The sequence below is a fragment of the Amycolatopsis japonica genome (assembly GCF_000732925.1).
GTDB classification, from domain to species: domain Bacteria; phylum Actinomycetota; class Actinomycetes; order Mycobacteriales; family Pseudonocardiaceae; genus Amycolatopsis; species Amycolatopsis japonica.
Window position 1 is genome coordinate 702,626 of the sequence record NZ_CP008953.1, and the last position, 21,499, is coordinate 724,124.

Genomic DNA, 21,499 nt, shown 5'->3' on the forward strand with positions numbered 1-21,499 from the left:
TTCCTTGCGCTAGACGCAAGGAAGGGGTCCTTCACGTACTTCAGGCAGGCAAGGGTGACGGCAGGGTTCCGACACAGAGGCGTGACCACGCCACATTTGCCCTACCCCTCAATAACGCGCCTTCCGCCTGAAGAACACGGTCACGAGCACGCCGAGCCAGACGACCGCCAGGGTGACGAGCAGGCCCGTGACGGTGTCGGCGTCGTGCAGGCCCGGATTCCGAGCGCCGCCGAAAGGCCGCCACAGCAACGGGAACGCGAGCAGCGTCAGGACACCGGTGAGCACCGCGCCCGTCTTCACCGGTGTCTTCCATCGGTCCGGGAGGAACCTGCTCAGCGCGAAGCCCACGGCGCCGACGAGCGGCGCGATCAGCAGATCGTGGACCAGAGGACCGCCGGCGAGCCAGCCGAGCGTCCCGAAGACGTCCGGGCGCAGCGGGAACGCGTACTCGGAGAACAGCACCGCGCCCCACGCGAGCGCGGCGAGACCGGGCAGGAACAGCAGCAACCGCAACGTCTTCACAGCGTCTCCAAGCGGGTGACCCATTTCGTCTGCAGGACGCCGGGCCGGTTCGGGGCGATGATCCGGCACGGGAAGCCGTGGTCGGCGTCGAGCACCTCGCCGTTGAGTTCCAGCGCCAGCAGGGTGAGTTCGTCAGCGGTGTGCTCGCCGGGGAGATCGCTGATCCCGTACGGCCCCGCCTTCTCCAGCGAGAACACGCGGACCGGCGTGCCCGGCGTACTTCCGGCGTGCCGCAACAACTCCGGCAGCGAGACCCCGTTCCAGCGGGCGGACTCGCTCCAGCCCTCGACGCACGCGATCGGCAGTTCGGCCGAAGTCCTCGGCAGGGCGCGGAGTTCCTCCAGCGAATAGGTTTTCGTGCCGCTCGGGGTCACCACCGAGAGCCGCCAGTTCGGGTCTTTCGCCGCATCCAGGACACCGGCCGCCGCGGCGGTCCGGTTCACCGGCAACCCCTGCGGGCCTTTGCCGCTCCGCCACGACAGCCCGGAAACGGTGCGCAGCAGAGGAACCGTCGCTCCGGCGGTCGCCACGACCGCGACACCGGCGGCCAGCCAGGTCGCGCGGAGGAAGGCGCGCCGCGAGGGTTCGGGCTTCGTCGTGAGCGAGCGGCGGACGATGGGGAGCTTCACCGCGATGTGCACCAGGATCGAGCCGATCGCCACCCACGCGACCGCGTAGTGCAGCTGCGGGAAGTAGAAGTTCCACGGATAGTTCTGCGCGACGTTGAACAGGCCGGTGACGAGTTCGAAGAACGCGGCAGCGGAAAGCACGAGGATCGACAGGCGTTCGAGCGCGTGCGGCAGCGAACGGATCACCGGGCGTTCGAAGAGTTTCGGGTAGACACTCCAGAGTTTGGCCAGCAGCAAGGGAATCGACGCGATCCCGGAGATCACGTGTGTGCCCTGCGTGACCCGGTACAGCCAGACCGGACGGCTCGGCCAGCCGAACCACGACGGTGGATGCTGGATGAGATGGCTGATCAGGCCGGTGACGAAACACAGGGTGAACGTGACGGCGAGGGCGAGCCCGATCCGGGACGTCACGCGCTCCGAAGGCGTGTTCATGCTTTCTCCAGACAGGCGAACCAGCGGTGGCCGTGGCTGGTGGACCAGGCGACGCGGAACGCGGTACGGGCGGCGAGGTCCGCGATCGCTTCGACCCCGACCCACGCCCAGGTGAACCAGGCGCCGTCGTCGGGGCGCAGGCGGACCCGGTCCTGGCGGAGGCCGCGGCCGGGCGGGTCGAGTTCGACGAGCACCGTCCCGCCGGTGGTGATCAGCTCCGCCATCCGCGTCAGGAGGCGGTGCGGATCACCGCCGATGCCGATGTTCCCGTCCGCGAGCAGGACATGCCGCCAACGTCCTTCGCCGGGGAGCCGGTCGAAGACGTCGCGGTGGAGCGCGGCGGCGCCCCGGTCGTGCGTGAGCCGCACGGCGGTGGCGGAGATGTCGACCCCGAGCGAGGCGACGCCGCGTTCGGACAGCCCGGCGGTGAGCCTGCCGGGGCCGCAGCCGACGTCGAGGGTCGGGCCGTCACAGGCGTCGAGGAGGACTTCGTCGCCTTCGCAGGGGATGGCTGTCCAGCGGTCCACCGGCAGGTCGACGCGTTCACCGGTCGCCAGTTCCAGCCAGCAGCGGTGGCCGAGCAGGCCGCGGTCGAAGGCGGTCACCGGACTTCGGCCACCGCTCGGGCGAACCGGCCGTGCGGTGCCACCTCGGCGACACGTCGTGCGTCCGCGATCGTGTCCACATCGGACAGTGTGGGCAGCTGCCCGGGGTGCAGCCCCACGTCCGCCAGTGCGCGCAGGGTCTGCCGTCCGGTGTCGTCACGCGACATCGGGACCCCGGCGAGCGCCTTGGCGTGTAACGGATCCTTGAGTCCCAGTGCCCACCAGCCACCGTCTTCGGCAGGCCCGAGGACGGAATCTTCGGACCTGTTCGCCGCTGCCGCCAGGAGCGCCGGAGTGACCTGAGGCGTGTCCATGCCGATCTGCAGGACCGGCTCCCCGGGGCGAGGGGCGTCCGTGTGCGCGTTGACAAGCCGGATATCGAAACCTTCACCGCGCTGGGAAATCACGTCGGCTTTTCGGAGTGCTGTGGCGATTTCCATGCCGCGGGCAGCCTTGCCGAGGTCGCCGGTCATGGCGACGACCACGCGTGCGTCCGGGGTCCGAAGGGCGGCATCGAGGGTGTCGAGCAGTGAGGCGGCCGCGATCTCGGCAGCTTGTTCCGGTGTCGCGGGCGGGCACAGCCGCGTTTTCGCGAAACCGGGCACGGGCGCCTTGGCGACGATCAACAGACAGAAGGTCATCGGCTCAGCACCCGTCCGAAATCCCGCGTGGCGCGCAAGGTTCCTCGGAGTGAGCCGGAGACCTTCGACTTCGTGCCCTTGGCGCGTTCGCCGTAGGACACGTCGAATTCGGTGACCCGCCAGCCCGCGCGCTTCGCCTTGATCAGCAGTTCGAGCGGATAGCCGAAGGCGCGATCGGTGACGCCGAGATCGAGCAGCGCCTGCCGTCGGACCGCCCGCAGCGGCGCGATGTCCCGGACGGGCAATCCCTTGTGCCGCAACAGCGACGAGATCAGCGCGTTTCCGGCTCTGGCGTGCCACGGCCAGACTCCCGGCCCGGTCGGCACCCGTCGCCCGACCGCCAGATCCGCGTCCGCGAGGCCGTGGACGAGCATCGGCAGTTCGGCGAGATCGAGAGAACCGTCGGCATCGGCGAAGCAGACGACGTCCGCCGTCGCCGCTTCCAACCCAGTGTGCACGGCGGCCCCGTAGCCGCGCCGGGGTTCGTGGACGACCTTCGCCCCGAGCCCGGCCGCGATCTCGGCGGAACCGTCCGTGGAGCCGTTGTCGACGACGATCGCCCGATACCGCTCGGGCAACGCCGCCAGTACGCCGGGCAGGGCACCGGCCTCGTCGAGACAGGGGAGCACGACGTCAACCTGGTCATCGTTCACGCAAAGCACGTTAAGTCCGAGATGGACGGACGAAAACCCTTGCCGTGCTTACCGAATCATGACGTCGGCGAAGTTCTTACCGAGTTCTGACGGATCCCGCGCCCGGCCCGCAGGGCGGCCGGGACGGGGCTAAGGTGCCCGGCCGTCACGGTTTCGCGATCCGCCTCGCCACGAACGCCCCGGCGAGCGCGACCAGCGCCGCCCCGGCGATCCACGGCCACACGGGCACGTTGTCGTCCGCCACAGCGGTCTCGGTCCGCACCTTCGGGGCGGCGGCCGTCCCCAGACCCGCCGTGGTGAGCGTAAACGGGACGGAACCCGACACGGGGTGACCGTCCGCGGAAACCACGCGGTACTTCACCGTGTAGACGCCGGCGGAGCCCAGCGCTCGAAGGGGGGCGGACAGCTTCTCTCCGGTGACCACAGGCGGTCCGCCTTCCCAACGCGACGTGCCGTCCGGACCGAGAACGGCCAATTCGGTGAAGCCGCGGTCGAGCGGTTCGTTGAACACCAAGGTGACGGCGGCGGGCGCGGAAGCGAGCGAGGCGTCCTTCGCCGGATCACTCGAAACGAGCACGCTGTGCGCCATCGCGGGTTGGGCGCCGGCGAGCGCCATGAACAGCACCGAAACGGCCATCACGGCATTTCGCACCGATGACGGGAAAAGCGGCATGGTCGGGTCCTCGCAATCGCGTCGGTGGACCGGGAGTGGACGCCCATGGTGGGCGACGGAATGGTCGGACGCGTTGCGGTGGAGAGGGTTCGTGCGACAACCGTGTTAACGAAAACTCACCGCTTCTGACGAAGAAGCACTCGAAATCGGACAGGCTTCACTCGTTCGGCGGCACGGGCCGGGCATTCGGCGGAGGAATTCACAGCCGGACGGAGTCATCGGGCCGGGTTCCTTTACCTGGGCTTCATGTGACGATCATGCCAGGTAACGCGGCAGCTGGTTTTCTTCTCGCCCATCGAGCCGTTCCCCATTTCTCCTTCGTAGGAGAGGACTATTCGTGGCTTTGCGAGCTATCGTCCCGCGCAGGGACCAGCTGATCGCGGCGAGCCTCACCGGCGCGGTCGTGATCGTGGTCGGATACGCGTCGGGTCTCGGGCTGAAACCCGGGACGGCGGCGGAAAACCCGCCGCCGGTGATCGCCCAGCCCGCGCCGTCCGGCCCGTCGCCGGTGCCGGACGGGAAACCGCCGCCTCCCGCGCCCATTCCTGCCCTGCCGGCGGTTCCGGTCACCGACGCCCCCGCCCCGGTGGCGCCGCCCGGGCCCGGTGGCGGTGTCGACGCCGGTCCTTCGGCGCCGCCACCGGAACCCGTGCCGCCGACGCATCCGCATCCGGAGCCGCCGACCACACCGCCGCCGCCACCGGAGGAGCTTCCGGTATGTCAACCCGGTGCGGTGCAACAGGTTCTGGACACGGTCGCCGCGCTTCCGCTGCTCGGCGGCGTCACCGGGGGCCTCGGTGTGACGGGGGCGGACGGGCTCGGCGCGACGCTGCTCGGGTACTGCCGCGCGGCGGACGGCACGGTCGTCCTCGAAACCGTTCCCGTTCCGGTTCGGTGAGCCATGGTCAAGACCTGGTACGTACTCGCCCGCTGCGTGGACTACTTCGGCATGACCCTGTTCACGGGTGGCCTGTTCTTCCTCGCGTTCCTGTGGCCGGACGGCGCGGGGCAGGGCCGCGCCCGCAAGGTCGTCGGAACCGGTTGGCTGCTCGGTTTCGCCGGTACCGTCGCCGGTCTCGGCCTGCAGGGCGCATGGGCGGCGCAACGGCCGGCCGCGGACCTGTTCGACTGGGACCTGCTCGGGCAGGTGCTCGACACCCAGTTCGGGCGCGTCTGGTTCGCGAAGGCACTGCTGTGGCTGCTGGCGGGTGTCGTCCTCGCCGACTTGATGCAGCGCGGCCGGAACGCGGCGACGTCGACCGCGTGGCGGGTCGGCGCGGGCGTGGTGACACTCGGGCTTCTGCGCACGACGGGGTTGACCGGGCACGCGGTCGAAAGCGGGCGACCGTTGCTCACCCAGGTCGCGGATCTCGTGCATCTGGCCGGGATCTGCGCCTGGATCGGGGGACTGGCCGTCCTGTTGTTCGGCGTGCTGTCCCGGCGTGACCCCGGCGACCTCGCCGCCGTCGTGCCGCGTTATTCCCGGCTGGCCATGGTCTCCGTCTTCGCCGTCATCGTGGCGGGTGTCGTGCTGGCGTGGCAGACGGTCGGCGGCTGGGATCGACTGTCCACAACGGACTACGGGCGCACGCTCGTGATCAAGTTGCTCGTCCTCGCGGTCGTCCTCGTGCTCGCACAGGGCAGCAAGAGCTGGGTCGCCCGGCGCCTGGATTTCGCGGTGGTCCTGCGCGGGGACGCCGCCACCGTCCGCCCCTTCGTCCATTCCGTCGCCGCCGAGACCGCGCTCGTCATCGTGGTCCTCGTCGCGGCGAGCCTTCTCGTCACGGCCAGTCCCGGCCGGTGACCGTCCAACCGAAAGGAGTGTCCTCAATGGACAACCAGGAGACCGGGAACCCCACGGCCGAAGCGCCGCCGCCGGTGCCCGCCCGGCGCATCTGGCCGGTGGCGGTGGCGATCCTCGCCCTGGGTGTCGCGCTGTTCAGCCTCGCCACCCTGCGCGGCGGGCAGCAGGCGGACACCGCCCAGAGCGCCGACGTCGACCTGGCCGCGCTGTCGAAGCAGGGGCCGTTGGCGGTCCCGCTGTACCAGGGCCTCGCCAAGGAGAAGGCGGCGACCGCGTCGGCCAAGACCGTCGAGATCATGGGGTACAAGTACAGCCCCGCGAGCCTTTCCGTCGCCGTCGGCGACACGGTGACCTGGACCAACCACGACACCGCGCCCCACAACGTCGTCATCACCGACGGCCCGGAGAAGTTCACTTCGCCCACGCTGCAACAGGGACAGACCTTCAGTCACACCTTCACCAAGGCCGGGGACTACTCCTACTACTGCTCGGTGCACCCGGACATGAAGGCGTCGGTCAAGGTGGAGGGCTCGGGTACTCCGCCGACGTCGTCGCCGACGAGTGCCCCGCCGACCTCGAAGCCGACTTCGAGCCCGACGCACTCGATGCCGTCCACCACCCCCGGCGGCGGGTCCTGTGTCCCGAAGGGGGTGCTGCAGCCGATCATCGACCACGTCAAGGCGGCGCACCTGCAGACCTCGCCGGGGCAGCAGGTCCAGGACATCCTGAATCTCGACCAGTACCTCAAGACCCATACGGTGTGGCTGGAAACCGTCCTCGCCCCGGTGCTGGACGGATCGGCCGACAAGGTCGTCGCCGACACGCTCGCACCGATCGTCGCGCATCTCAAATCCGCGCATCTGGAGACGTCACCCGGTCAGCAGGTCGCCGATCTGCTGAACCTCGACCAGTACCTCAAGACCCATACGGTGTGGCTCGAAACCGTGCTCACGCCGTTGCTGAACCAGGCGAGCTGCTAGCCGGGGGCCCGGCCGGTAAGCGGCCGGCCGGGCCCTTCGCCAGTATCCACCTTCCCGAGTACGGAGACGAGCGATGTCCGACACCGAACTCCTGCCGGCCCCGGCCGGGACCGGCCGCACACTTCGTCCGGATCGTTGCGTCGTGGAGCCGTCGCTCAGATTCCTGCGTTTCCCCTTGGCACGCGCCAGGTTCACCGCGACCGCGGGATATCTGGACGTCTCGGAGGATCCCGCGCTCTTCGTCGAGCTGGACGTCCCTTCGGTGCGCACCTATCCATGGCCGTTGAAGTACTTGATCCGGCACGACGCCCGCGTGCTGACGTTCACCTCCGGCGAGTTCGTCGTGGAGGGACGGCGGGTGCGGATCGACGGATGGATCGGCGACCGCCCGCTCGTGCTGTCCGGCGAGCTGCGTCCGGTCGACGAAGAAGGGATCGTCTTGTGGGCCAAAGGAATCCTTCCCCGGCCGCGCCGCGCGCCGTGGTACGTCCGCCGCGTCCACGTCGAGATCGCCATCGAGTTCGTCCGATGAAGCGGCTCGCCGGTCTCCTCCTGACTGCGGCCTTCCTCATCCTGCAAGCCCTCTGCCTGGCGCCCCCGGTGGACGCGGCCACGCAGCAGGTGATGATGCAGGACTACGCGTACGGCCCGGCGGCGCTCACCGTGCGGGCCGGGGACACGGTCACCTGGATGCAGCACGATCAGGCGCCCCACGACGTCGTCACGACGAGCGCCCCGGTCGCATTCCGCAGTCCGCAGCTCTCGGCGGGGCAGAGCTGGAGCTACACCTTCACCAAGCCGGGCACGTATTCCTACTACTGTTCGGTGCATCCGGACATGCGCGCGACGGTCACCGTCCTCGCCGCGGAAACGGCGACGAAGCAGCCGTCTCCCACACCTTCGAAACAGACCACGGCCCGGCCGACGGCGTCTTCGGCTCCGTCGTCGAGCTCGCCTCCGACGAGCAGCAGTGCGGCGCCCGTGAGTGAGACCCCGGCGCCCGCTCCTCCGGTCACCCAGCAGGCGGCGGCCACCGGCCCGTCACTCGACCCGATGTTGCTGGTCGCCGGGGTCGTCACCGCGGTGGCGGTGCTGTGCCTGCTCCTGGTCGGGTCGCGGCCGGGCGGGTGAGGGAAGGTCTTACCGAGTTCTGACGGACGGCGCCGACGCGTCGTTTCGCGCCGGGAACGCGGTTACGGTGCCGGTGATGTCCACTGTCACCGCCCCGTCCCGTACCGGTCGCCGGGCCGATCTGATCGCCGTGGGGCTGGCGATGCTCGTGGTCGCCGCCGCGATCGGCGTCGGCCTCTACTACAACCGTCCCGGTTCCGGCGTGGTGATCTACGCGTTCGCGCCGCCGCTGTTCGGCTTGTGGCTGCCGCATGTGGGGCCGGGTTCGGTCGCCACCGTGGTGCTCGCGCTCCTCGTCGTCACCAAAGGTCCCTCGCTCGCCGCGCGGCTGCGATGGCGTCCGCTGCTCGCGCTCGGCTACGTGACCGCGCTGCTGTGGACGTTCTCGCTGGCGATGATCGACGGCTGGGCGCGCGGTTTCACCGGCAGGCTCACCACGGAACACGAGTACCTGCACGAGGTTCCGGGCATCACCGACATCCCGGCGATGCTGAACGAATTCTCCTCGCGCATCCTCGACTTCCAGCCGAATTCGTGGACGACGCACGTTTCCGGGCATCCGCCGGGCGCGACGCTGGTCTTCGTCTGGCTCGACCGGCTCGGCCTGCAGGGCGGCGCGTGGGCTTCGACGGTCGTCGTGCTCGTCGGTTGCCTGGCCGTGGTCGCGGTGCCGGTGACGCTCGCCGCGCTGGGCCGGGAGGACGCCGCGAGGACGGTCCTGCCGTTCGCGGTGCTCACTCCGGGCGCGATCTGGATCGGGGTGTCCGCGGACGGGCTCTTCGCGGGGGTCACGGCGACCGGGATCGCGCTGCTGGCGCTCGCCAAGCGACGGCGGATCCTCGCGCTTCCCGGCGGTCTGCTGCTCGGGTTCGGGCTCTTTCTCTCGTACGGTCTCGTGCTGCTGGGCGTGCTCGTGCTGGCTGTCGTCGTGCTCACCCGCGAGTGGCGGATCCTGCTCGTCGCCACGGCGGGCGTTGCCGTGGTCGTCTTGGCGTTCGCGCTGACGGGTTTCTGGTGGCTCGACGGCTATCACCTGGTCGTCGAGCGCTACTACCAGGGGATCGCGACGCTGCGCCCGTACTCCTACTGGGTGTGGGCGGATATCGCGGCGGTGCTGATCGCGATCGGCCCCGCCGTGATCGCCGGGACACGACGGGCGGGCGCGGACTTCCTGGCCGAGCCGAAACGGTCGTTCCGCGAGCCGGTCACGTTGATCGTGCTGGCCGCGGCGCTGACGATCGCTTTCGCCGACCTGTCCGGCCTGTCGAAGGCGGAGGTCGAACGCATCTGGCTACCGTTCGAGGTGTGGCTGCTGCCCGCGGTGGCGCTGTTGCCGTCGAAGGGGCGGCGGTGGTGGCTCGCCGCGTCGGCGGCCACGGCGCTGGTGGTGAACCATCTGGTGCTGACGAGCTGGTGAGGTGGATGGCATGACAGAACAGGGCAGGGTGCTCGTCGTCGACGACGACGAGACCGTGCGGGACGTCGTCCGGCGGTACCTGGAGGTCGCGGGCTTCGAGGTCGACGTCGCCGGGGACGGCACCGAAGGGCTGCGGCTGTTCTCCACGACCGGGCCGGATCTGGTGGTCCTCGACGTCATGATGCCCGGGCTCAACGGGCTCGAGGTGTGCCGCCGCCTGCGGCAGGTGAGCCAGGTGCCGGTCGTGATGCTGACCGCGCTCGGCGAGGAGGAGAACCGCATCGCCGGACTCCAGCTCGGCGCCGACGACTACGTCACGAAACCGTTCAGCCCCAAGGAACTCGCGTTGCGGGTGGCGTCGGTGCTGCGGCGGGCGCGGATGCCGCGCCCCGAACCGGCCGCCCGCGTGATCACCGACGGCGACCTCGCGCTGCAGATGTCGGCCCGGCAGGCCGCCCTCGGCGGTGTGGAACTTCCCCTGACGAGCCGGGAATTCGATCTGCTCGCGTTCTTCCTCACCCATCCCGGCGTGGCGTTCTCCCGCGCCGATCTGCTGGAGAAGGTCTGGGGCTGGGACTTCGGCGACCAGTCCACCGTGACCGTCCATGTCAGACGGCTGCGGGAAAAGATCGAGAAGAATCCGGCGAAACCCGTCCGCGTCGCCACCGTGTGGGGCGTCGGCTACCGGTACGACCCGGTGCGGCGATGATCGGCTCCGGGGAGTCGCTCGGCGAGATGCTGGCGCACGCCTGGCACATCCTGCCGTTCGCGCTGATGTTCGCGTTGCCGGTGGTGCTGCTCGGCGGGCTGGCCCTGTACCTGCTCCGGCACGGTTCGCTGGCCAGCACGATGACGATCCTCGTGCTGATCCCGGTGCTCGCGACGCTGATCGCGGTGCTCGGGATCAGCGGGTTCATGTTCACCCCGGCGCTGACCACGATGACCCTGGTCTGTCTGCTGGTCGCGCTCGTGACCGTACCGGCGGCGCTCGTGCTCGGCCGCGCGATCGCGCGCCGCAGTGTGTGGGAACGGGAGGCACGGGAACGGGAGCGCGCGGCCGAGGCGTCGCGGCGTGAACTGGTCGCGTGGATCAGCCACGACCTGCGGAGCCCGCTGGCCGGCATCCAGGCGATGGCCGAGGCCGTCGCGGACGGCGTCGTCGCCGACCCGATCGAGGTCACCGGTTACGCGCGGCGGATCAGCGGGGAGACCACGCGGTTGTCCGGCATGGTCGGTGACCTGTTCGAGCTTTCGCGGATCACCGCGGGCGCGCTTCAGCTGACCATGGCCGCGGTGCCGCTGCGCGACGTCGTGAGCGACGCCGTCGCCGCGCAGGCGCCGCTCGCCGACCAGAAACGCGTACGCATGATCGAGTACGCCAACGTGTGGCCGGTCGTTTCCGGCAGCGACCCGGAACTGGCGCGGATCGTGCGCAACCTGGTGTCCAATGCCGTGCGGCACACCCCGCCGGACGGGACGGTCGCCGTCCAGATCGGCATCGAAGGCGGCGAGGCGCTGCTCGCGGTTTCCGACGGCTGCGGCGGGATCCCCGACGACGAGATCGGCCGCGTCTTCGACGTCGCCTTCCGCGGGACGCGGGCGCGGACACCCGAACGCGGTGGGCTGGCGAGCGGCGGCGGACTCGGTCTCGCGATCGCGAAAGGCCTGGTGGAAGCCCATCGAGGCCGGATCGGCGTCCAGAACCACGGACCCGGCTGCCGGTTCGAGGTCCGGCTTCCGCTCGCCATGCCCTGACGTGTCAGCGGCGTGTCACCGCGGTGTCAGCGCGGACGGCGATCGTTGCCGCCATGACGACTTCAGCGAAGCGATTCTTCCGGCGGACGGCGATCACCGCGGTGGCGGCCGCCCTGCTGGCCGGGGTCACCCCCGGCGTGGCCGCCGCGGACAACGGACGGGACCGGCCGGAGCTGCGGGCGATGGTCGAGGGCATCGCCGCCTCCGGTTTCGCCGGCGCGCAACTGCGGGTGCACGACGCGCGAGGTGACTGGACCGGCAGCGCCGGGGTGCGCGAGCTGGGCTCGGCCGCCAAGCCGCCGACCAACGGACGGTTCCGGATCGGCAGCAACACCAAGACCTTCGTGGCCACCGCCGTGCTGCAGCTGGTCGGGGAGGGCAAGGTCGGCCTGGACGCGCCGGTGGCCGGGTATCTGCCCGAGTTCGGCCTCGACCGGCGGATCACCGTGCGGATGTTGTTGCAGCACACCAGCGGCCTGTTCGACTACACCGGGGCGATGCTGCCCGACGGCACGATCGTGCCCGGAATCCCCTTGACGGGCAAGGAGTTCCTGGACAACCGGTACCACACCTACCGGCCGGAGGAGCTGGTGCGCTTCGGCCTGTCCAAGCCGCCGCTGTTCGCGCCGGGAACGGACTGGACGTACACGAACATCAACTACGTCCTCGCCGGGCTGGTGATCGAGAAGGTCACCGGCCGCCCCTACGGCGACGAGCTTCAGCGGAGGATCTTCCGGCCGCTCGGACTCCGGGACACCGTGGTGCCCGGGACCTGGCCGGGCATCCCCGGGCCGCACGCCCACGGCTACTACCGCTACGAGGAGAAGCCCGGGCAGTGGAAGACGGTCGACATCACGAACCAGAACCCGTCGTGGGCGTCCAGCGCCGGTGAACTGATCTCGACCACGAAGGACCTCCACACGTTCTTCTCCGCACTGCTCGGCGGAAAGCTGCTGCCCGCCCCGCTGCTCGCCGAGATGCGCAAGCCGCACCCGAAGGGCGGCTACGGACTTGGGCTGTACGTCCAGGAAGCGAGCTGCGGCACCGTCCTCAAGGGAATGGGCGGTTTCCACGGCTTCGGAACGGTGATGGCCAGCACGGCCGACGGCAGCCGGACCTTCGAGTTGTCCATGACCTACGGCGACTCGGCGGCCGATCTGGGGCAGGCCTACAACAAGGCGGACCAGCTGCTCACCGACGAGGTGCTCTGCGGCAAGTAGCTCAGAGCCGCAGGAACCCCATGTCAGGGAAGTGGGCCGGCGCGATGATCGCGCCGGTCTCTTCCGCTTCGGCGAGAAAGCGTTGCCGGGTACGGAGAGCGAGATCCGGGTCGACGTCGCCGAGGAAGCCGACCCGCGAGTCCGTCAGCTGCGCGGGAGTATGCAGGACGTCGCCGAGCAGCAGGAGACGCTCGTCGTCCGCGGTGATGTCGAGGACGTAATGGCCGGGCGTGTGCCCGGGGGCGTGCCGCGCCACGATCCCGGGCGCGATCTCGACGTCGTCGCCGCTGATCGCCTCGGTCAGCCCCGCGCCGCGGGCGGTCTCCATCCCGACGCGGCTCCATTCGCCCGTCCCGGCGGGTGCGATCAGCGCGTCCCAGTCGAGTTGGCCGAAGACGACCTGGGCATCGGGGAAGGTCAGGTCGCCTTCGGGGGCGATCCAGCCGATGTGGTCGTTGTGCAGGTGGGTGAGGAAGACGGTGTCGATCTCGTCCACCGGGCATCCGGCCTTGTCGAGCGCGGCCGCGAGGTCGCCGCCCGTGCCCATCGGCGGGGTGGGGTCGCCCTTGGCGGGCGTCATCCCCGGCGGGAAGGCGAATTCGCGCGGGCCGAGGCCGGTGTCGACGAGGATCGTGCGGCCGTTGCCGCGGATCAGGTACGCGCCGGTCGGGACGTGCACGGTGCCGTCCTCGTCGAAGACGTCCGGGTGGGCTTCGGGGTCGAGACCGGGGAAGAACGCGAGCGGCAGCCGGATCAGGCCGTCCCCGAGCGCTTCGATCTCGATGTCTCCGACGGTGATGCCCACCAAAACCCCCAAAAAAGTCGATTCCGTTGCCGGGAACGACAACCGGCCGGGGGCCCGGTCTGTTCCCGGTTTCAGGAACCGACCGGTTCCCGCAGCTCAGCGGTGGCGAAACCGGCGATGCCTTCGGCGAAACCCGCTCGCGCGGTGAAGCCGAGGAGCCGTTCGGCGCGGGCGGGATCCGCGACGACATGCCGGACGTCGGCGGGACGGGCACCGCCGGCGATCTTCGGGGCAGGCCCGTCACAGGCCTTCGCGAGCTCCTCGGCGAGTTCGCCCACGGAGTGGGGCTGCCCGGAACAGATGTTCAGCGGCGTCAGGTCGCCTTCGGGGCCGTCGGTGCCCAGCGCCAGGACGTTCGCCCTCGCCACGTCGTGGACGTGCACGAAGTCGCGCTGCTGCTTGCCGTCCTCCAGCACGATCGGCGCCTCACCGCGCAAAAGCGAAGAACGGAACAGCGACGCGACACCCGCGTACGGGGTGTTCTGCGGCATCCGTGGCCCGTAGACGTTGTGGTAGCGCAGAGCCCAGACCGTTCCGCCGGTCTGCCGGGCCCACGCCGCCGCCAGATGTTCCTGGGCGAGCTTCGTGGCCGCGTAGGTGCTCCGCGGCTGCAACGGCGCGTCTTCGGGAACCAGCCGCCAGCCGAGCTCGGCGCCGCATGCCGCGCACGTGGGCTCGAAACGTCCGGCATCCACATCGGACTGTTTCCGCGCCGACGGCGCGACGATCCCGTGGACGGGGCACTCGTACCGCCCCTCGCCGTAGACGACCATCGACGAGGCGAGCACCAGTTTCCGCACTTTCGCCCGGTGCATCGCCGCGAGCAGCACAGCCGTCCCGTAGTCGTTGTTCAGCGCGTACGACGGCGCGTCGGACGGATCGATCCCGTGTCCCACGACGGCCGCCTGATGGCAGACCGCGTCGACGCCGTCCAGCAACTCGGCGACCAGCTCCGTGTCGGTGACGTCGCCACGCAGGAACCGGTGGCGGCCGGTGTACCCGGGCGGGCGCGGCGAACCGTGCGCGGTGCCGAGGAGGCTGTCGAGGACGACCACCTCGTGGCCTTGATCGGACAGCAGATCGGCGATGTGGGAGCCGATGAACCCGGCCCCGCCGGTTATCAGTGTTCGCACCGCTCCGACGCTAGGGGCGATTTCCGGCGGCGGCGCCGGATCACCGGCTTACGTCAGGGAATCGTCACAACTACGCGGCACCGCCGAAGCGAAGATCAGCCGAAACCGGATACGGTGTGCCTATGGAACGGAGCGCACAACGGCTGGGCCGCGCACTGGTGGTCATCGTGGACGATCGCGTCGCCCACGGCGAACACGAGGACAACACGGGACCGTTGGTCACGGAGCTGCTCGAAGAGGCCGGATTCATCGTCGACGGCGTCGTCGTGGTCGAGGCCGAGACGGCCGCGATCCGCAACGCGCTCAACACCGCGGTGATCGGCGGCGCCGACCTGGTGATCACCGTCGGCGGCACCGGGGTCTCCCCGCGCGACCGCACACCCGACGCGACGGCCGGTGTGCTCGACCGCCCGATCCCGGGCATCGGTGAGGCACTGCGCGCGTCCGGCCTCGCCGCCGGCGCGGTGGACGCGGGCATCTCCCGCGGGCTCGTCGGCGTCTCCGGCAGCACGCTGGTGGTCAACCTCGCGGGTTCACGCGCGGCCGTCCGCGACGGCATGGCGACGCTCTCGTCGCTGGTGCCGTACGTGATCGACGAGCTGTCCGGGCTCGAAGAGGCTTAATTCTTGGGCGCGGGTCCGGGCTCTGTCCCGGGCTCGCCCTTTTTGTCCTGGTGCAACACTCCCTCCATCTTCTCGGTGACGTGGCCGATCTTGTCCTCGAACCGGCCACCGGTGACCTTGTTCGCCCCGGCAGACGCCGCCGAGACTCCCTTGGCCGCGACGTCGCCCGCCTTCTCGGCCAGCGGCCCGGCCTTCTCGCGGACTTCGCCCGCGACCTCTTCCGCTTTGTGGATGGCCTGAGCGGCCAGCCCCTTCGCTTTGTCGACAATGCTCATGCGCTGATGGTCCCACCGGTCGGCGGACCTCGCGACCGGTGCGAAAATGGACGTCATGCCAGGTGAAGACGAGGACAAGCGCTCCGCCGCGGCGGCGAAACGACGGGTCGACGAGATCTTCGGCGACGTCCTGCCGGACACGACCTCCGACGAGCGAGAGCCGGGGCGGCGCACCCCGGACTCCGACTCGTGGTTCCTGGAGAACCGGCCGCCTCATCACGACCGGTGAACCGGGTCAGCTTTGGCGGTTCTGCTGCGCGCGGAGCAGGTCGCGGATTTCGGTGAGCAGTTCGACGTCGGTCGGCTCCGCCGGGCCCGCCTCCTCGCCGCGCTTGCGCCGCTCCTGGACGTGCTTGACCGGCAGCACGATCACGAAGTAGACGACGGCGGCCACGATCACGAAGTTGATGGCCGCGTTGATCACGCCGCCGAAGTCCATGAACGTCGAGTCGTTCGCGCTGAGGATGTTGAACCCCAGCCCCTTGGCGGCGTCCGACCCGCCGATGGCGTTGATCAACGGTTTGATCAGGCCGTTCGTGAAGGCCGTGACGATCGCGGTGAACGCGGCGCCGATGACCACCGCGACCGCGAGGTCGACGACGTTCCCGCGCATCAGGAAGTCCTTGAAACCCTTGAGCAAGACGCTCTCCTCTTCACCTGGGACGGTTCGCCGACCGTCCCGTTCCATACCGGGGGGACGCAGGCGCCCGCCGCCATGGGCAGGCGCGAGCTAGCGGAGGGTAACCGTTATGGACCGTTCCAGCGAGATGGCGGCGACTCGTGTCGCGATCGCGGAAGGCAGGGAAAGCAGCACCAAAGGTCCCGTGCTCCCGGCACTGGGAGCCGTCGGGTCGCGGGCCGCCTGAGCCCCCACGGCCGCCACGACAGCCATGCTGGCCAGCACAGACGCTTCGCGCCCGGCCTCGGCGGCCGCGACGACGTCGACCCGCTGGCCCGGCCTGAGCAGCTCCGTGACGCCGGCGTCGGCGAGCCTCACCGGGACAGTTGAACTCTCGGGATCACCCGATCCGGGGATGGCCGCGTCCAGCAGGCGGACGTCGGTCAGCGGTTCACCCGCCCGCGCCGCACCGACGAGCAGCCGTCCCTCCACCGTGGCGGGCAGGCCGATGGCGCCCTGTGGACGGACGTCGTCCGGGAGGTCGACGAGCTTCAGGTCGCCGGCGCGCAGCACCGACCCGGCCGGGAGGTCGCGGGCGGAGACCACGGTGGCGGTGCCGGGCGCACCGCGTGCGGAAGCGGGAAGGAAGAGCGCGACCAGGCCGCTGAGCAGCAGGGACAGGGCAAGCCAGCGGCGGAGCAGTCGCGCGGGCCTGCCGCGAAGTCTTCGCAGGACGGGCAGAGCGTGGAGCACGGGATTCCCCCTCGTCGATCGGTGATGATCTCGACGCTAGGGGCGGTACGCGGCCCTGGAAAGAACGAAAACCCCCGGCTGTGGATAACCGGGGGCCTGTGGACAACTCGGGACGTCAGGAAGCGGCGGCGGCCGTTTTCGTCGTACCCGTGGAGGAGGATGCCGCGCTCTTGGTCTCCGACTTGGACTCGGTCTTCGACTCCGACTTCGTCTCGGTCTTGGCCGGGGCCGCGGTCGTGTTGGCCTTCGAGTCGCGCGAATCGTTGCGGTAGAAACCGCTGCCCTTGAAGACCACGCCGACCGAGCTGAAGACCTTGCGAAGCGGTCCCGAGCACTGCGGGCACACGGTCAGGCTCGCGTCGGAGAACGACTGCACGGCCTCGAAAGCGTGGTCGCATTCCTTGCAGGCGTACTGGTAGGTGGGCACTGCTGCTCCTTCGTGCATTGGCACTCAGCCGACAAGAGTGCTAACGCCTAACGGTACCGGGGCATTCCGACGCAGGTCAAACAAGGTTTCCCAAGGTCACATGACGCCCTGGTCACGGCCGTCGCGCCTAAGCTCGTGATGTCGTGCCACGCCGGAGTGCGGGAAGGGCGGTCACCATGTCGGAAGACGATCCGTTCGGCGGCAGGAACCCGACCAGTCACGAGCGGATGACCGGCCTGCCCTGGGACGCCTCGTACCTCGAAGGCCCCGCCCCCTGGGATTTCGGCGGACCCCAGCCCGCGGTCGTGCGGGCGGCGGGAAGCTTCACCGGCACGGTGCTCGACGCGGGCTGCGGGTCGGGCGAGAACGCGCTTCATCTCGCGTCGCGAGGGCTTCCGGTGCTGGGCGTCGATGTCGCCGAGACGGCCCTCGCCATCGCACGGCGAAGGGCGAGCGAGCTCGGGCTCGACGCCGAATTCTTGACGGCGGACGCGCTTCACCTGGAGCGGCTCGGGCGGCGGTTCGACACCGTGCTCGATTGCGGGCTCTTCCACGCTTTCGACGCGGACGAGCGCGTCGCGTACGCCAAGAGCCTCGAAGCGGTCACCAAGGGGACGCTCTACATCCTGTGCTTCAGCGACGGCGAGAACGCCGGGCCCCACCCGGTAAAACGTGAAGCGCTGACAAAGCCCTTCGGGGCAGGATGGCGTGTGAAGGCCATCGTGGAGGAGCGCGTCCGGACGAGGTTCCACGACGAAGAGGGCGCTCCCGCGTGGTTCGCGACGATCGAAAGAGAGCCGTCGGATGAGTGAGTTGCGAGATCTCCTGGCCGACGTCGCCGCCCGCGTCACCCGATACCGCGAAAGCGTCGCCGACGCCCCGGTCTTCCCGGACGACACGACGGGCGTCCGGGAGAAGCTCGGCGAACTGCCCGAAAAGCCCACCCCGCCCGCCGACGTGATCCGGCGGCTGGCCGACGCCGTCGAGCCGGCGCTGGTGGCGAACACCGGGCCGAGGTACTTCGGTTTCGTCACCGGTGGCGCGCTCGACGCCGCGACCGCGGCCGACATGCTGGCGACCGGATGGGACCAGCCCGCGTTCAACCAGGTCACCTCGCCCGCCGCCGCGATCGTCGAGGACGTGGCGGGCGAATGGCTCAAGGAGGTCCTCGGTCTCCCGGCCGGTGCCTCGTTCGGCTTCGTGACCGGCGGACAGGGAGCGAACACGGTCGGCCTGGCCGCCGCCCGGCATCACCTGCTGGCACGGGCGGGATGGGACGTCGAGCGCCGGGGACTGCAGGGGGCGCCGCCTCTGCGGGTCGTCGCCGGAGAGGAGCGACACGCGTCGATCGACCGGTCGCTCCGCTTGCTGGGCCTGGGCACCGACGCGGTGCGGCCGGTGCGCGCGAACGGCCAAGGTGCCATCGACATCGCCGATCTCGAAAGGACGCTCGACGGGCCCGCAATCGTTTGCCTCCAGGCCGGGAACGTGAACACCGGCGCTTTCGACGACTTCGCCGCCGCGACGGAGATCGCCCGCCGGCACGACGCGTGGGTCCACGTCGACGGCGCGTTCGGGCTCTGGGCGGCCGCCGCTCCCACGCTCAGGCGATGGACCGCGGGCCTGGACGGGGCCGACTCCTGGGCGGTCGACGGGCACAAGTGGCTCAACGTCCCGTACGACAGCGGCTACGCGTTCTGCGCCCATCCTGAGTCGCACCGGGCTGCCATGGCGGTGACCGCTGCCTATCTGACCGGCCAGGGCGCCGACGGGGTGCGAGCGCCGGGCGACTTCGTGCCGGAGTCCTCCCGCCGGGCGCGGGGATTCGCGACGTGGGCCGCGCTCAGCGAGCTCGGCCGCGAGGGCATCGCCGAGATGGTCGAACGATGCTGCGCGCTGGCCAGGAGGTTCGCCGGGAAACTCGAGGCGTGCGAGGGCGTCACCGTTGTGAACGACGTGGTGCTGAACCAAGTGCTCGTCGCCTTCGACGGCGATACAGACCGCGTCGTCGAAGCCCTCCAGCGGTCCGGCGAGTGCTGGATGGGCGCGACCACCTGGCACGGACGGCGCCTGATGCGCATCTCCGTGTCGAACTGGAGCACGACCGAAGCGGACGTCGATCGCAGTGTCGAGGCGATCAAGGCGGCACGGAAGAGCGATCAGGAATCGAGAAGCGTCGAGAACCGGTCTCACCTAGCGTGACCGTCATGGACATCGCCATTCACGGAAGCTTCCTTCCTCAGACCGACCCCGAAGCCGCACTGGCCTTCTACCGCGACCTCCTCGGTTTCGAGGTGCGCAACGACGTCGGCTACGACGGCATGCGCTGGCTCACCGTCGGCCCGCCGGGGCAGCCCGTGTCGATCGTGCTGCACCCGCCCGCCGTCGACCCGGGCATCACCGACGACGAACGCCGGGTGATCAGCGAGATGATGGCCAAGGGCACCTACGCGGGGATCCTGTTCTCCTCCGACGACCTCGACGGCCTCTTCAAGCACCTGCAGGAGGCGGGCGCCGAGATCATCCAGGAGCCGACCGACCAGCCGTACGGCCTGCGTGACGGCGCCGTCCGCGACCCGTCCGGGAACCTGATCCGTATCCAGCAGCGCGTCTGACGTTCATCGGGTGCGGGCGCGGACGTGGATCCGCTCGCCCTGTTCGCCGAAGAGGCTGAGCACCTCGACCCGCCCGCGGCCGGTGGCGCCGAACCAATGCGGCGTCCGGCAGTCGAATTCGGCGGCCTCGCCGGGACCGAGTACGACGTCCTGGTCGCCGAGCACGAGCCGCAGCCTGCCTCGCAGCACGTAAAGCCATTCGCGGCCGGTGTGGGTTCGGGTGCGGGGCTCGTCGTCGCTCGCCGGGATCGTCATCTTGTAGGCGCGAGGCCCGTCCTCGTGCCGTGTTAGCGGGATGAGCGCCCGGCCGTCCGAAGGCACTTCGAGCACCCTCGGTGAGGGGACGATCTCGTCGACGCGCAGGCCCAGCGCGGCGATCACCGGCAGCAGCAGTTCGAGGCTCGGCTTGCGCTGTCCGGATTCGAGGCGGGACAGGGTGCTGGTGGAGATGCCGGTGGCGCGGCTGAGCTCCACCAGCGTCGTGCCTTTCTTGTCCCTGGCGCGGCGCAGCCGGGGCGCGATCAGTTCGATCGCCGCGGTGACGGCGGGTTGGCTCTCCATGCGGCCAGCAGAGCAGCTCGTCCCGATTCCGGCAAAGTTCTTTGCCGAAACAGCCAGAATCTCCCGATGCTGGCGCCATGATCGAGACGAAACGCCTTCCCGCCGGGGTCTACCTCCTCGCCTTCAGCCTGTTTGCGATGGGGAGCGCCGAGTTCCTGATGGCCGGGGTCCTGCCCGCGGTCGCCGCCGATCTCGGTGTCTCCCTGTCCTCCGCGGGCGCGCTCATCACCGCGTTCGCGCTCGGTGTCGTCCTGGGCGGCCCGCCGTTCGCCGTGCTCAGCCTGAAATGGCCTCGGCGTACGGCGTTGATGACCACGCAGGCCGCCTTCGCCGCAGCCATCGCCGTCGGCCTGCTCGCCGACGACTACTGGATCCTCCTGGTCACCAGGTTCGTCGCCGGTCTCGCCTACGCCGGGTTCTTCGCGGTCGCCACCGTGACCGCGATCAGCCTGGTGACCCCCGACCGCAACGCCCGCGCCTCCGGCGTCGTCGTCGCCGGGCTCAGCGTCGCCATGGTGGCCGGGGGACCGGTGGGCACGCTGCTGAGCAACCTCACCGACTGGACCGGCGGCTTCTGGGGAGTCGTGACGCTGACCGTCGTGGGCGTGGTCGCGTGCGCCGTCGGCCTGCCCGCCACCGCGCCTTCGGCGGAACCCAGCCTTTCGGGGGAGCTGCGCGCCATGCGGACGCCGCGCCTCTGGGGCGTCTACGCGATCACCATCCTGAGCACCGCCGCGTACATGGTGTCCTTCAACTACCTGGCGGCGATGCTCGAGGACGTCGTTCCCGCGGTCTGGATCCCCGCGGTCCTCGCGCTGTTCGGGATCGGCGCCTTCGCCGGACTGTCGATCGGCGGCCGGATCTCCGACCGCCGCCCGCGCCACGCGCTGCTCGGCGGCGGCGTCGGCATCGCGGTCTTCTCGGCGATACTCGCTCTTTTCGCCACTTCCGTCTGGGTCGTCGTGCCGACGGTGTTCTTGCTGGGCATCGCGGCCTTCGTGCTCAATCCGGCGCTCTACGGGCGGGTCTTCACGATCGCCGCGTCCGCCCCGACTCTGGCAGGCGCGACCACGGTCTCGGCCTTCCAACTGGGGATCAGTCTCACTCCCGCCTTCGCCGCCGGGGCGCTGAACCTGGGCGCTTCGCTGGCCGCCATCCCGTGGATCGGCGCGGGTCTGGCGCTGGTCACGGTACTGCTTGTGCTCGTTTGCTAGCATGCGAGC

General features: G+C 69.9%; 28 protein-coding genes. 15 read left to right on the forward strand and 13 right to left on the reverse strand.

Features of this window, described 5'->3' with window-relative positions; genetic code table 11:
* Positions 1-108: 108 nt before the first annotated feature.
* From AJAP_RS03505 to AJAP_RS03530, 6 genes are all read right to left on the reverse strand, one after another.
* Positions 109-522 (reverse strand): hypothetical protein, encoded by a 414-nt coding sequence (locus AJAP_RS03505; protein ID WP_038508123.1) that lies wholly within the window; start codon positions 520-522, stop codon positions 109-111.
* Entirely contained in the window at positions 519-1,586 is a 1,068-nt protein-coding gene (locus tag AJAP_RS03510; protein ID WP_038508126.1) for a molybdopterin-dependent oxidoreductase, read from the reverse strand. Before AJAP_RS03510 ends, AJAP_RS03505 begins: the two co-directional genes overlap by 4 nt.
* Positions 1,583-2,191, reverse strand: coding sequence for a methyltransferase domain-containing protein (locus AJAP_RS03515; protein ID WP_038508128.1), 609 nt, complete (start codon positions 2,189-2,191; stop codon positions 1,583-1,585). Before AJAP_RS03515 ends, AJAP_RS03510 begins: the two co-directional genes overlap by 4 nt.
* Entirely contained in the window at positions 2,188-2,832 is a 645-nt protein-coding gene (locus AJAP_RS03520; RefSeq protein ID WP_038508130.1) for a TIGR04282 family arsenosugar biosynthesis glycosyltransferase, read from the reverse strand. The genes AJAP_RS03515 and AJAP_RS03520 overlap by 4 nt, the downstream gene beginning before the upstream one ends.
* Positions 2,829-3,485 (reverse strand): glycosyltransferase family 2 protein, encoded by a 657-nt coding sequence (locus AJAP_RS03525; RefSeq protein WP_038508132.1) that lies wholly within the window; start codon positions 3,483-3,485, stop codon positions 2,829-2,831. Before AJAP_RS03525 ends, AJAP_RS03520 begins: the two co-directional genes overlap by 4 nt.
* Positions 3,486-3,630: 145 nt before the next feature.
* The gene (locus AJAP_RS03530; RefSeq protein ID WP_084098021.1) at positions 3,631-4,158 is read right to left on the reverse strand and encodes a copper resistance CopC family protein; all 528 of its coding nucleotides are present in this window, start codon (positions 4,156-4,158) and stop codon (positions 3,631-3,633) included.
* Between the two features lie 337 nt (positions 4,159-4,495).
* Between AJAP_RS03530 and AJAP_RS45025 the strand changes: the two genes are divergently transcribed.
* The 9 genes from AJAP_RS45025 to AJAP_RS03575 all read left to right on the forward strand — a co-directional run bounded on the left by AJAP_RS45025 (position 4,496) and on the right by AJAP_RS03575 (position 12,465).
* Positions 4,496-5,056: a hypothetical protein gene (locus AJAP_RS45025; protein ID WP_063777791.1), complete on the forward strand. Its 561-nt coding sequence runs from the start codon at positions 4,496-4,498 to the stop codon at positions 5,054-5,056.
* Between the two features lie 3 nt (positions 5,057-5,059).
* Positions 5,060-5,962 carry a copper resistance D family protein gene (locus tag AJAP_RS03540; RefSeq protein ID WP_038508134.1) on the forward strand — a complete coding sequence of 301 codons (903 nt, stop codon included), beginning with the start codon at positions 5,060-5,062 and terminating at the stop codon, positions 5,960-5,962.
* Between the two features lie 26 nt (positions 5,963-5,988).
* Positions 5,989-6,942, forward strand: a complete 954-nt coding sequence (locus AJAP_RS03545; RefSeq protein WP_038508135.1) for a cupredoxin domain-containing protein — start codon at positions 5,989-5,991, stop codon at positions 6,940-6,942.
* A 73-nt stretch (positions 6,943-7,015) separates the two neighbouring features.
* Positions 7,016-7,474, forward strand: a complete 459-nt coding sequence (locus AJAP_RS03550) for a hypothetical protein (protein ID WP_038508138.1) — start codon at positions 7,016-7,018, stop codon at positions 7,472-7,474.
* Positions 7,471-8,073, forward strand: a complete 603-nt coding sequence (locus AJAP_RS03555) for a cupredoxin domain-containing protein (protein ID WP_038508140.1) — start codon at positions 7,471-7,473, stop codon at positions 8,071-8,073. The genes AJAP_RS03550 and AJAP_RS03555 overlap by 4 nt, the downstream gene beginning before the upstream one ends.
* Before the next feature lie 76 nt (positions 8,074-8,149).
* On the forward strand, positions 8,150-9,490 hold the full coding sequence (locus tag AJAP_RS03560) for a hypothetical protein (protein WP_038522331.1): 1,341 nt from the start codon (positions 8,150-8,152) through the stop codon (positions 9,488-9,490).
* 10 nt (positions 9,491-9,500) lie between these two features.
* On the forward strand, positions 9,501-10,199 hold the full coding sequence (locus tag AJAP_RS03565) for a response regulator transcription factor (RefSeq protein WP_037340495.1): 699 nt from the start codon (positions 9,501-9,503) through the stop codon (positions 10,197-10,199).
* A complete protein-coding gene (locus AJAP_RS03570) occupies positions 10,196-11,245 on the forward strand; it encodes a sensor histidine kinase (protein ID WP_037340497.1) in 1,050 nt (349 codons plus the stop codon). The genes AJAP_RS03565 and AJAP_RS03570 overlap by 4 nt, the downstream gene beginning before the upstream one ends.
* A 53-nt stretch (positions 11,246-11,298) precedes the next feature.
* On the forward strand, positions 11,299-12,465 hold the full coding sequence (locus tag AJAP_RS03575; protein WP_038508143.1) for a serine hydrolase domain-containing protein: 1,167 nt from the start codon (positions 11,299-11,301) through the stop codon (positions 12,463-12,465).
* Position 12,466: 1 nt separating this feature from the next.
* Here the strand turns inward: AJAP_RS03575 and AJAP_RS03580 are convergent, their stop codons facing one another.
* Entirely contained in the window at positions 12,467-13,270 is an 804-nt protein-coding gene (locus AJAP_RS03580) for an MBL fold metallo-hydrolase (RefSeq protein ID WP_038508145.1), read from the reverse strand.
* Positions 13,271-13,341: 71 nt separating this feature from the next.
* Entirely contained in the window at positions 13,342-14,403 is a 1,062-nt protein-coding gene (locus AJAP_RS03585) for an NAD-dependent epimerase/dehydratase family protein (protein WP_038508147.1), read from the reverse strand.
* 122 nt (positions 14,404-14,525) lie between these two features.
* Here AJAP_RS03585 and AJAP_RS03590 point away from each other — a divergent pair, with 122 nt between their 5' ends.
* Positions 14,526-15,026 (forward strand): MogA/MoaB family molybdenum cofactor biosynthesis protein, encoded by a 501-nt coding sequence (locus AJAP_RS03590; RefSeq protein ID WP_005155592.1) that lies wholly within the window; start codon positions 14,526-14,528, stop codon positions 15,024-15,026.
* Here AJAP_RS03590 and AJAP_RS03595 read toward each other — a convergent pair.
* Positions 15,023-15,301 carry a hypothetical protein gene (locus AJAP_RS03595; RefSeq protein ID WP_038522333.1) on the reverse strand — a complete coding sequence of 93 codons (279 nt, stop codon included), beginning with the start codon at positions 15,299-15,301 and terminating at the stop codon, positions 15,023-15,025. The two genes, AJAP_RS03590 and AJAP_RS03595, sit on opposite strands and share 4 nt — an antisense overlap.
* 55 nt (positions 15,302-15,356) lie before the next feature.
* On the opposite strand from AJAP_RS03595, the gene AJAP_RS42815 reads away from it, so the two are divergent.
* Entirely contained in the window at positions 15,357-15,530 is a 174-nt protein-coding gene (locus tag AJAP_RS42815; RefSeq protein ID WP_174491993.1) for a hypothetical protein, read from the forward strand.
* 6 nt (positions 15,531-15,536) lie between these two features.
* Here the strand turns inward: AJAP_RS42815 and mscL are convergent, their stop codons facing one another.
* The 3 genes from mscL to AJAP_RS03610 all read right to left on the reverse strand — a co-directional run bounded on the left by mscL (position 15,537) and on the right by AJAP_RS03610 (position 17,100).
* Entirely contained in the window at positions 15,537-15,941 is a 405-nt protein-coding gene (gene mscL / locus AJAP_RS03600; RefSeq protein WP_038508148.1) for a large-conductance mechanosensitive channel protein MscL, read from the reverse strand.
* A 90-nt stretch (positions 15,942-16,031) separates the two neighbouring features.
* Entirely contained in the window at positions 16,032-16,673 is a 642-nt protein-coding gene (locus AJAP_RS03605) for an SAF domain-containing protein (protein ID WP_038508150.1), read from the reverse strand.
* Positions 16,674-16,788: 115 nt separating this feature from the next.
* On the reverse strand, positions 16,789-17,100 hold the full coding sequence (locus AJAP_RS03610) for an FmdB family zinc ribbon protein (RefSeq protein ID WP_037340509.1): 312 nt from the start codon (positions 17,098-17,100) through the stop codon (positions 16,789-16,791).
* Between the two features lie 176 nt (positions 17,101-17,276).
* Here AJAP_RS03610 and AJAP_RS03615 point away from each other — a divergent pair, with 176 nt between their 5' ends.
* The 3 genes from AJAP_RS03615 to AJAP_RS03625 are packed head-to-tail and all read left to right on the forward strand — an operon-like array spanning position 17,277 to position 19,715.
* Positions 17,277-17,912, forward strand: a complete 636-nt coding sequence (locus AJAP_RS03615) for a class I SAM-dependent methyltransferase (protein WP_084098025.1) — start codon at positions 17,277-17,279, stop codon at positions 17,910-17,912.
* Complete coding sequence (locus tag AJAP_RS03620) at positions 17,905-19,302, forward strand: pyridoxal phosphate-dependent decarboxylase family protein (RefSeq protein ID WP_038508153.1); 1,398 nt, start codon at positions 17,905-17,907, stop codon at positions 19,300-19,302. The genes AJAP_RS03615 and AJAP_RS03620 overlap by 8 nt, the downstream gene beginning before the upstream one ends.
* A 5-nt stretch (positions 19,303-19,307) precedes the next feature.
* On the forward strand, positions 19,308-19,715 hold the full coding sequence (locus tag AJAP_RS03625) for a VOC family protein (RefSeq protein ID WP_038522339.1): 408 nt from the start codon (positions 19,308-19,310) through the stop codon (positions 19,713-19,715).
* 3 nt (positions 19,716-19,718) lie between these two features.
* Here AJAP_RS03625 and AJAP_RS03630 read toward each other — a convergent pair whose 3' ends face one another.
* The gene (locus tag AJAP_RS03630) at positions 19,719-20,276 is read right to left on the reverse strand and encodes a helix-turn-helix domain-containing protein (RefSeq protein ID WP_038508154.1); all 558 of its coding nucleotides are present in this window, start codon (positions 20,274-20,276) and stop codon (positions 19,719-19,721) included.
* 77 nt (positions 20,277-20,353) lie between these two features.
* Between AJAP_RS03630 and AJAP_RS03635 the strand changes: the two genes are divergently transcribed.
* The gene (locus AJAP_RS03635; RefSeq protein WP_038508156.1) at positions 20,354-21,490 is read left to right on the forward strand and encodes an MFS transporter; all 1,137 of its coding nucleotides are present in this window, start codon (positions 20,354-20,356) and stop codon (positions 21,488-21,490) included.
* Positions 21,491-21,499 lie beyond the last annotated feature (9 nt).

Coding starts and splice junctions, on each gene's coding strand:
- AJAP_RS03590 (WP_005155592.1), top strand. CDS start 14,526: ATGGAACGGAGCGCACAACGGCTGGGCCGCGCACTGGTGGTCATCGTG.
- AJAP_RS03555 (WP_038508140.1), top strand. CDS start 7,471: ATGAAGCGGCTCGCCGGTCTCCTCCTGACTGCGGCCTTCCTCATCCTG.
- AJAP_RS03615 (WP_084098025.1), top strand. CDS start 17,277: ATGTCGGAAGACGATCCGTTCGGCGGCAGGAACCCGACCAGTCACGAG.
- AJAP_RS03595 (WP_038522333.1), bottom strand. CDS start 15,301: ATGAGCATTGTCGACAAAGCGAAGGGGCTGGCCGCTCAGGCCATCCAC.
- AJAP_RS03560 (WP_038522331.1), top strand. CDS start 8,150: ATGTCCACTGTCACCGCCCCGTCCCGTACCGGTCGCCGGGCCGATCTG.
- AJAP_RS03570 (WP_037340497.1), top strand. CDS start 10,196: ATGATCGGCTCCGGGGAGTCGCTCGGCGAGATGCTGGCGCACGCCTGG.
- AJAP_RS03550 (WP_038508138.1), top strand. CDS start 7,016: ATGTCCGACACCGAACTCCTGCCGGCCCCGGCCGGGACCGGCCGCACA.
- AJAP_RS03540 (WP_038508134.1), top strand. CDS start 5,060: ATGGTCAAGACCTGGTACGTACTCGCCCGCTGCGTGGACTACTTCGGC.
- AJAP_RS03565 (WP_037340495.1), top strand. CDS start 9,501: ATGACAGAACAGGGCAGGGTGCTCGTCGTCGACGACGACGAGACCGTG.
- AJAP_RS03510 (WP_038508126.1), bottom strand. CDS start 1,586: ATGAACACGCCTTCGGAGCGCGTGACGTCCCGGATCGGGCTCGCCCTC.
- AJAP_RS03625 (WP_038522339.1), top strand. CDS start 19,308: ATGGACATCGCCATTCACGGAAGCTTCCTTCCTCAGACCGACCCCGAA.
- AJAP_RS03635 (WP_038508156.1), top strand. CDS start 20,354: ATGATCGAGACGAAACGCCTTCCCGCCGGGGTCTACCTCCTCGCCTTC.
- AJAP_RS03630 (WP_038508154.1), bottom strand. CDS start 20,276: ATGGAGAGCCAACCCGCCGTCACCGCGGCGATCGAACTGATCGCGCCC.
- AJAP_RS03530 (WP_084098021.1), bottom strand. CDS start 4,158: ATGCCGCTTTTCCCGTCATCGGTGCGAAATGCCGTGATGGCCGTTTCG.
- AJAP_RS03575 (WP_038508143.1), top strand. CDS start 11,299: ATGACGACTTCAGCGAAGCGATTCTTCCGGCGGACGGCGATCACCGCG.
- AJAP_RS42815 (WP_174491993.1), top strand. CDS start 15,357: ATGCCAGGTGAAGACGAGGACAAGCGCTCCGCCGCGGCGGCGAAACGA.
- AJAP_RS03545 (WP_038508135.1), top strand. CDS start 5,989: ATGGACAACCAGGAGACCGGGAACCCCACGGCCGAAGCGCCGCCGCCG.
- AJAP_RS03620 (WP_038508153.1), top strand. CDS start 17,905: ATGAGTGAGTTGCGAGATCTCCTGGCCGACGTCGCCGCCCGCGTCACC.
- AJAP_RS03520 (WP_038508130.1), bottom strand. CDS start 2,832: ATGACCTTCTGTCTGTTGATCGTCGCCAAGGCGCCCGTGCCCGGTTTC.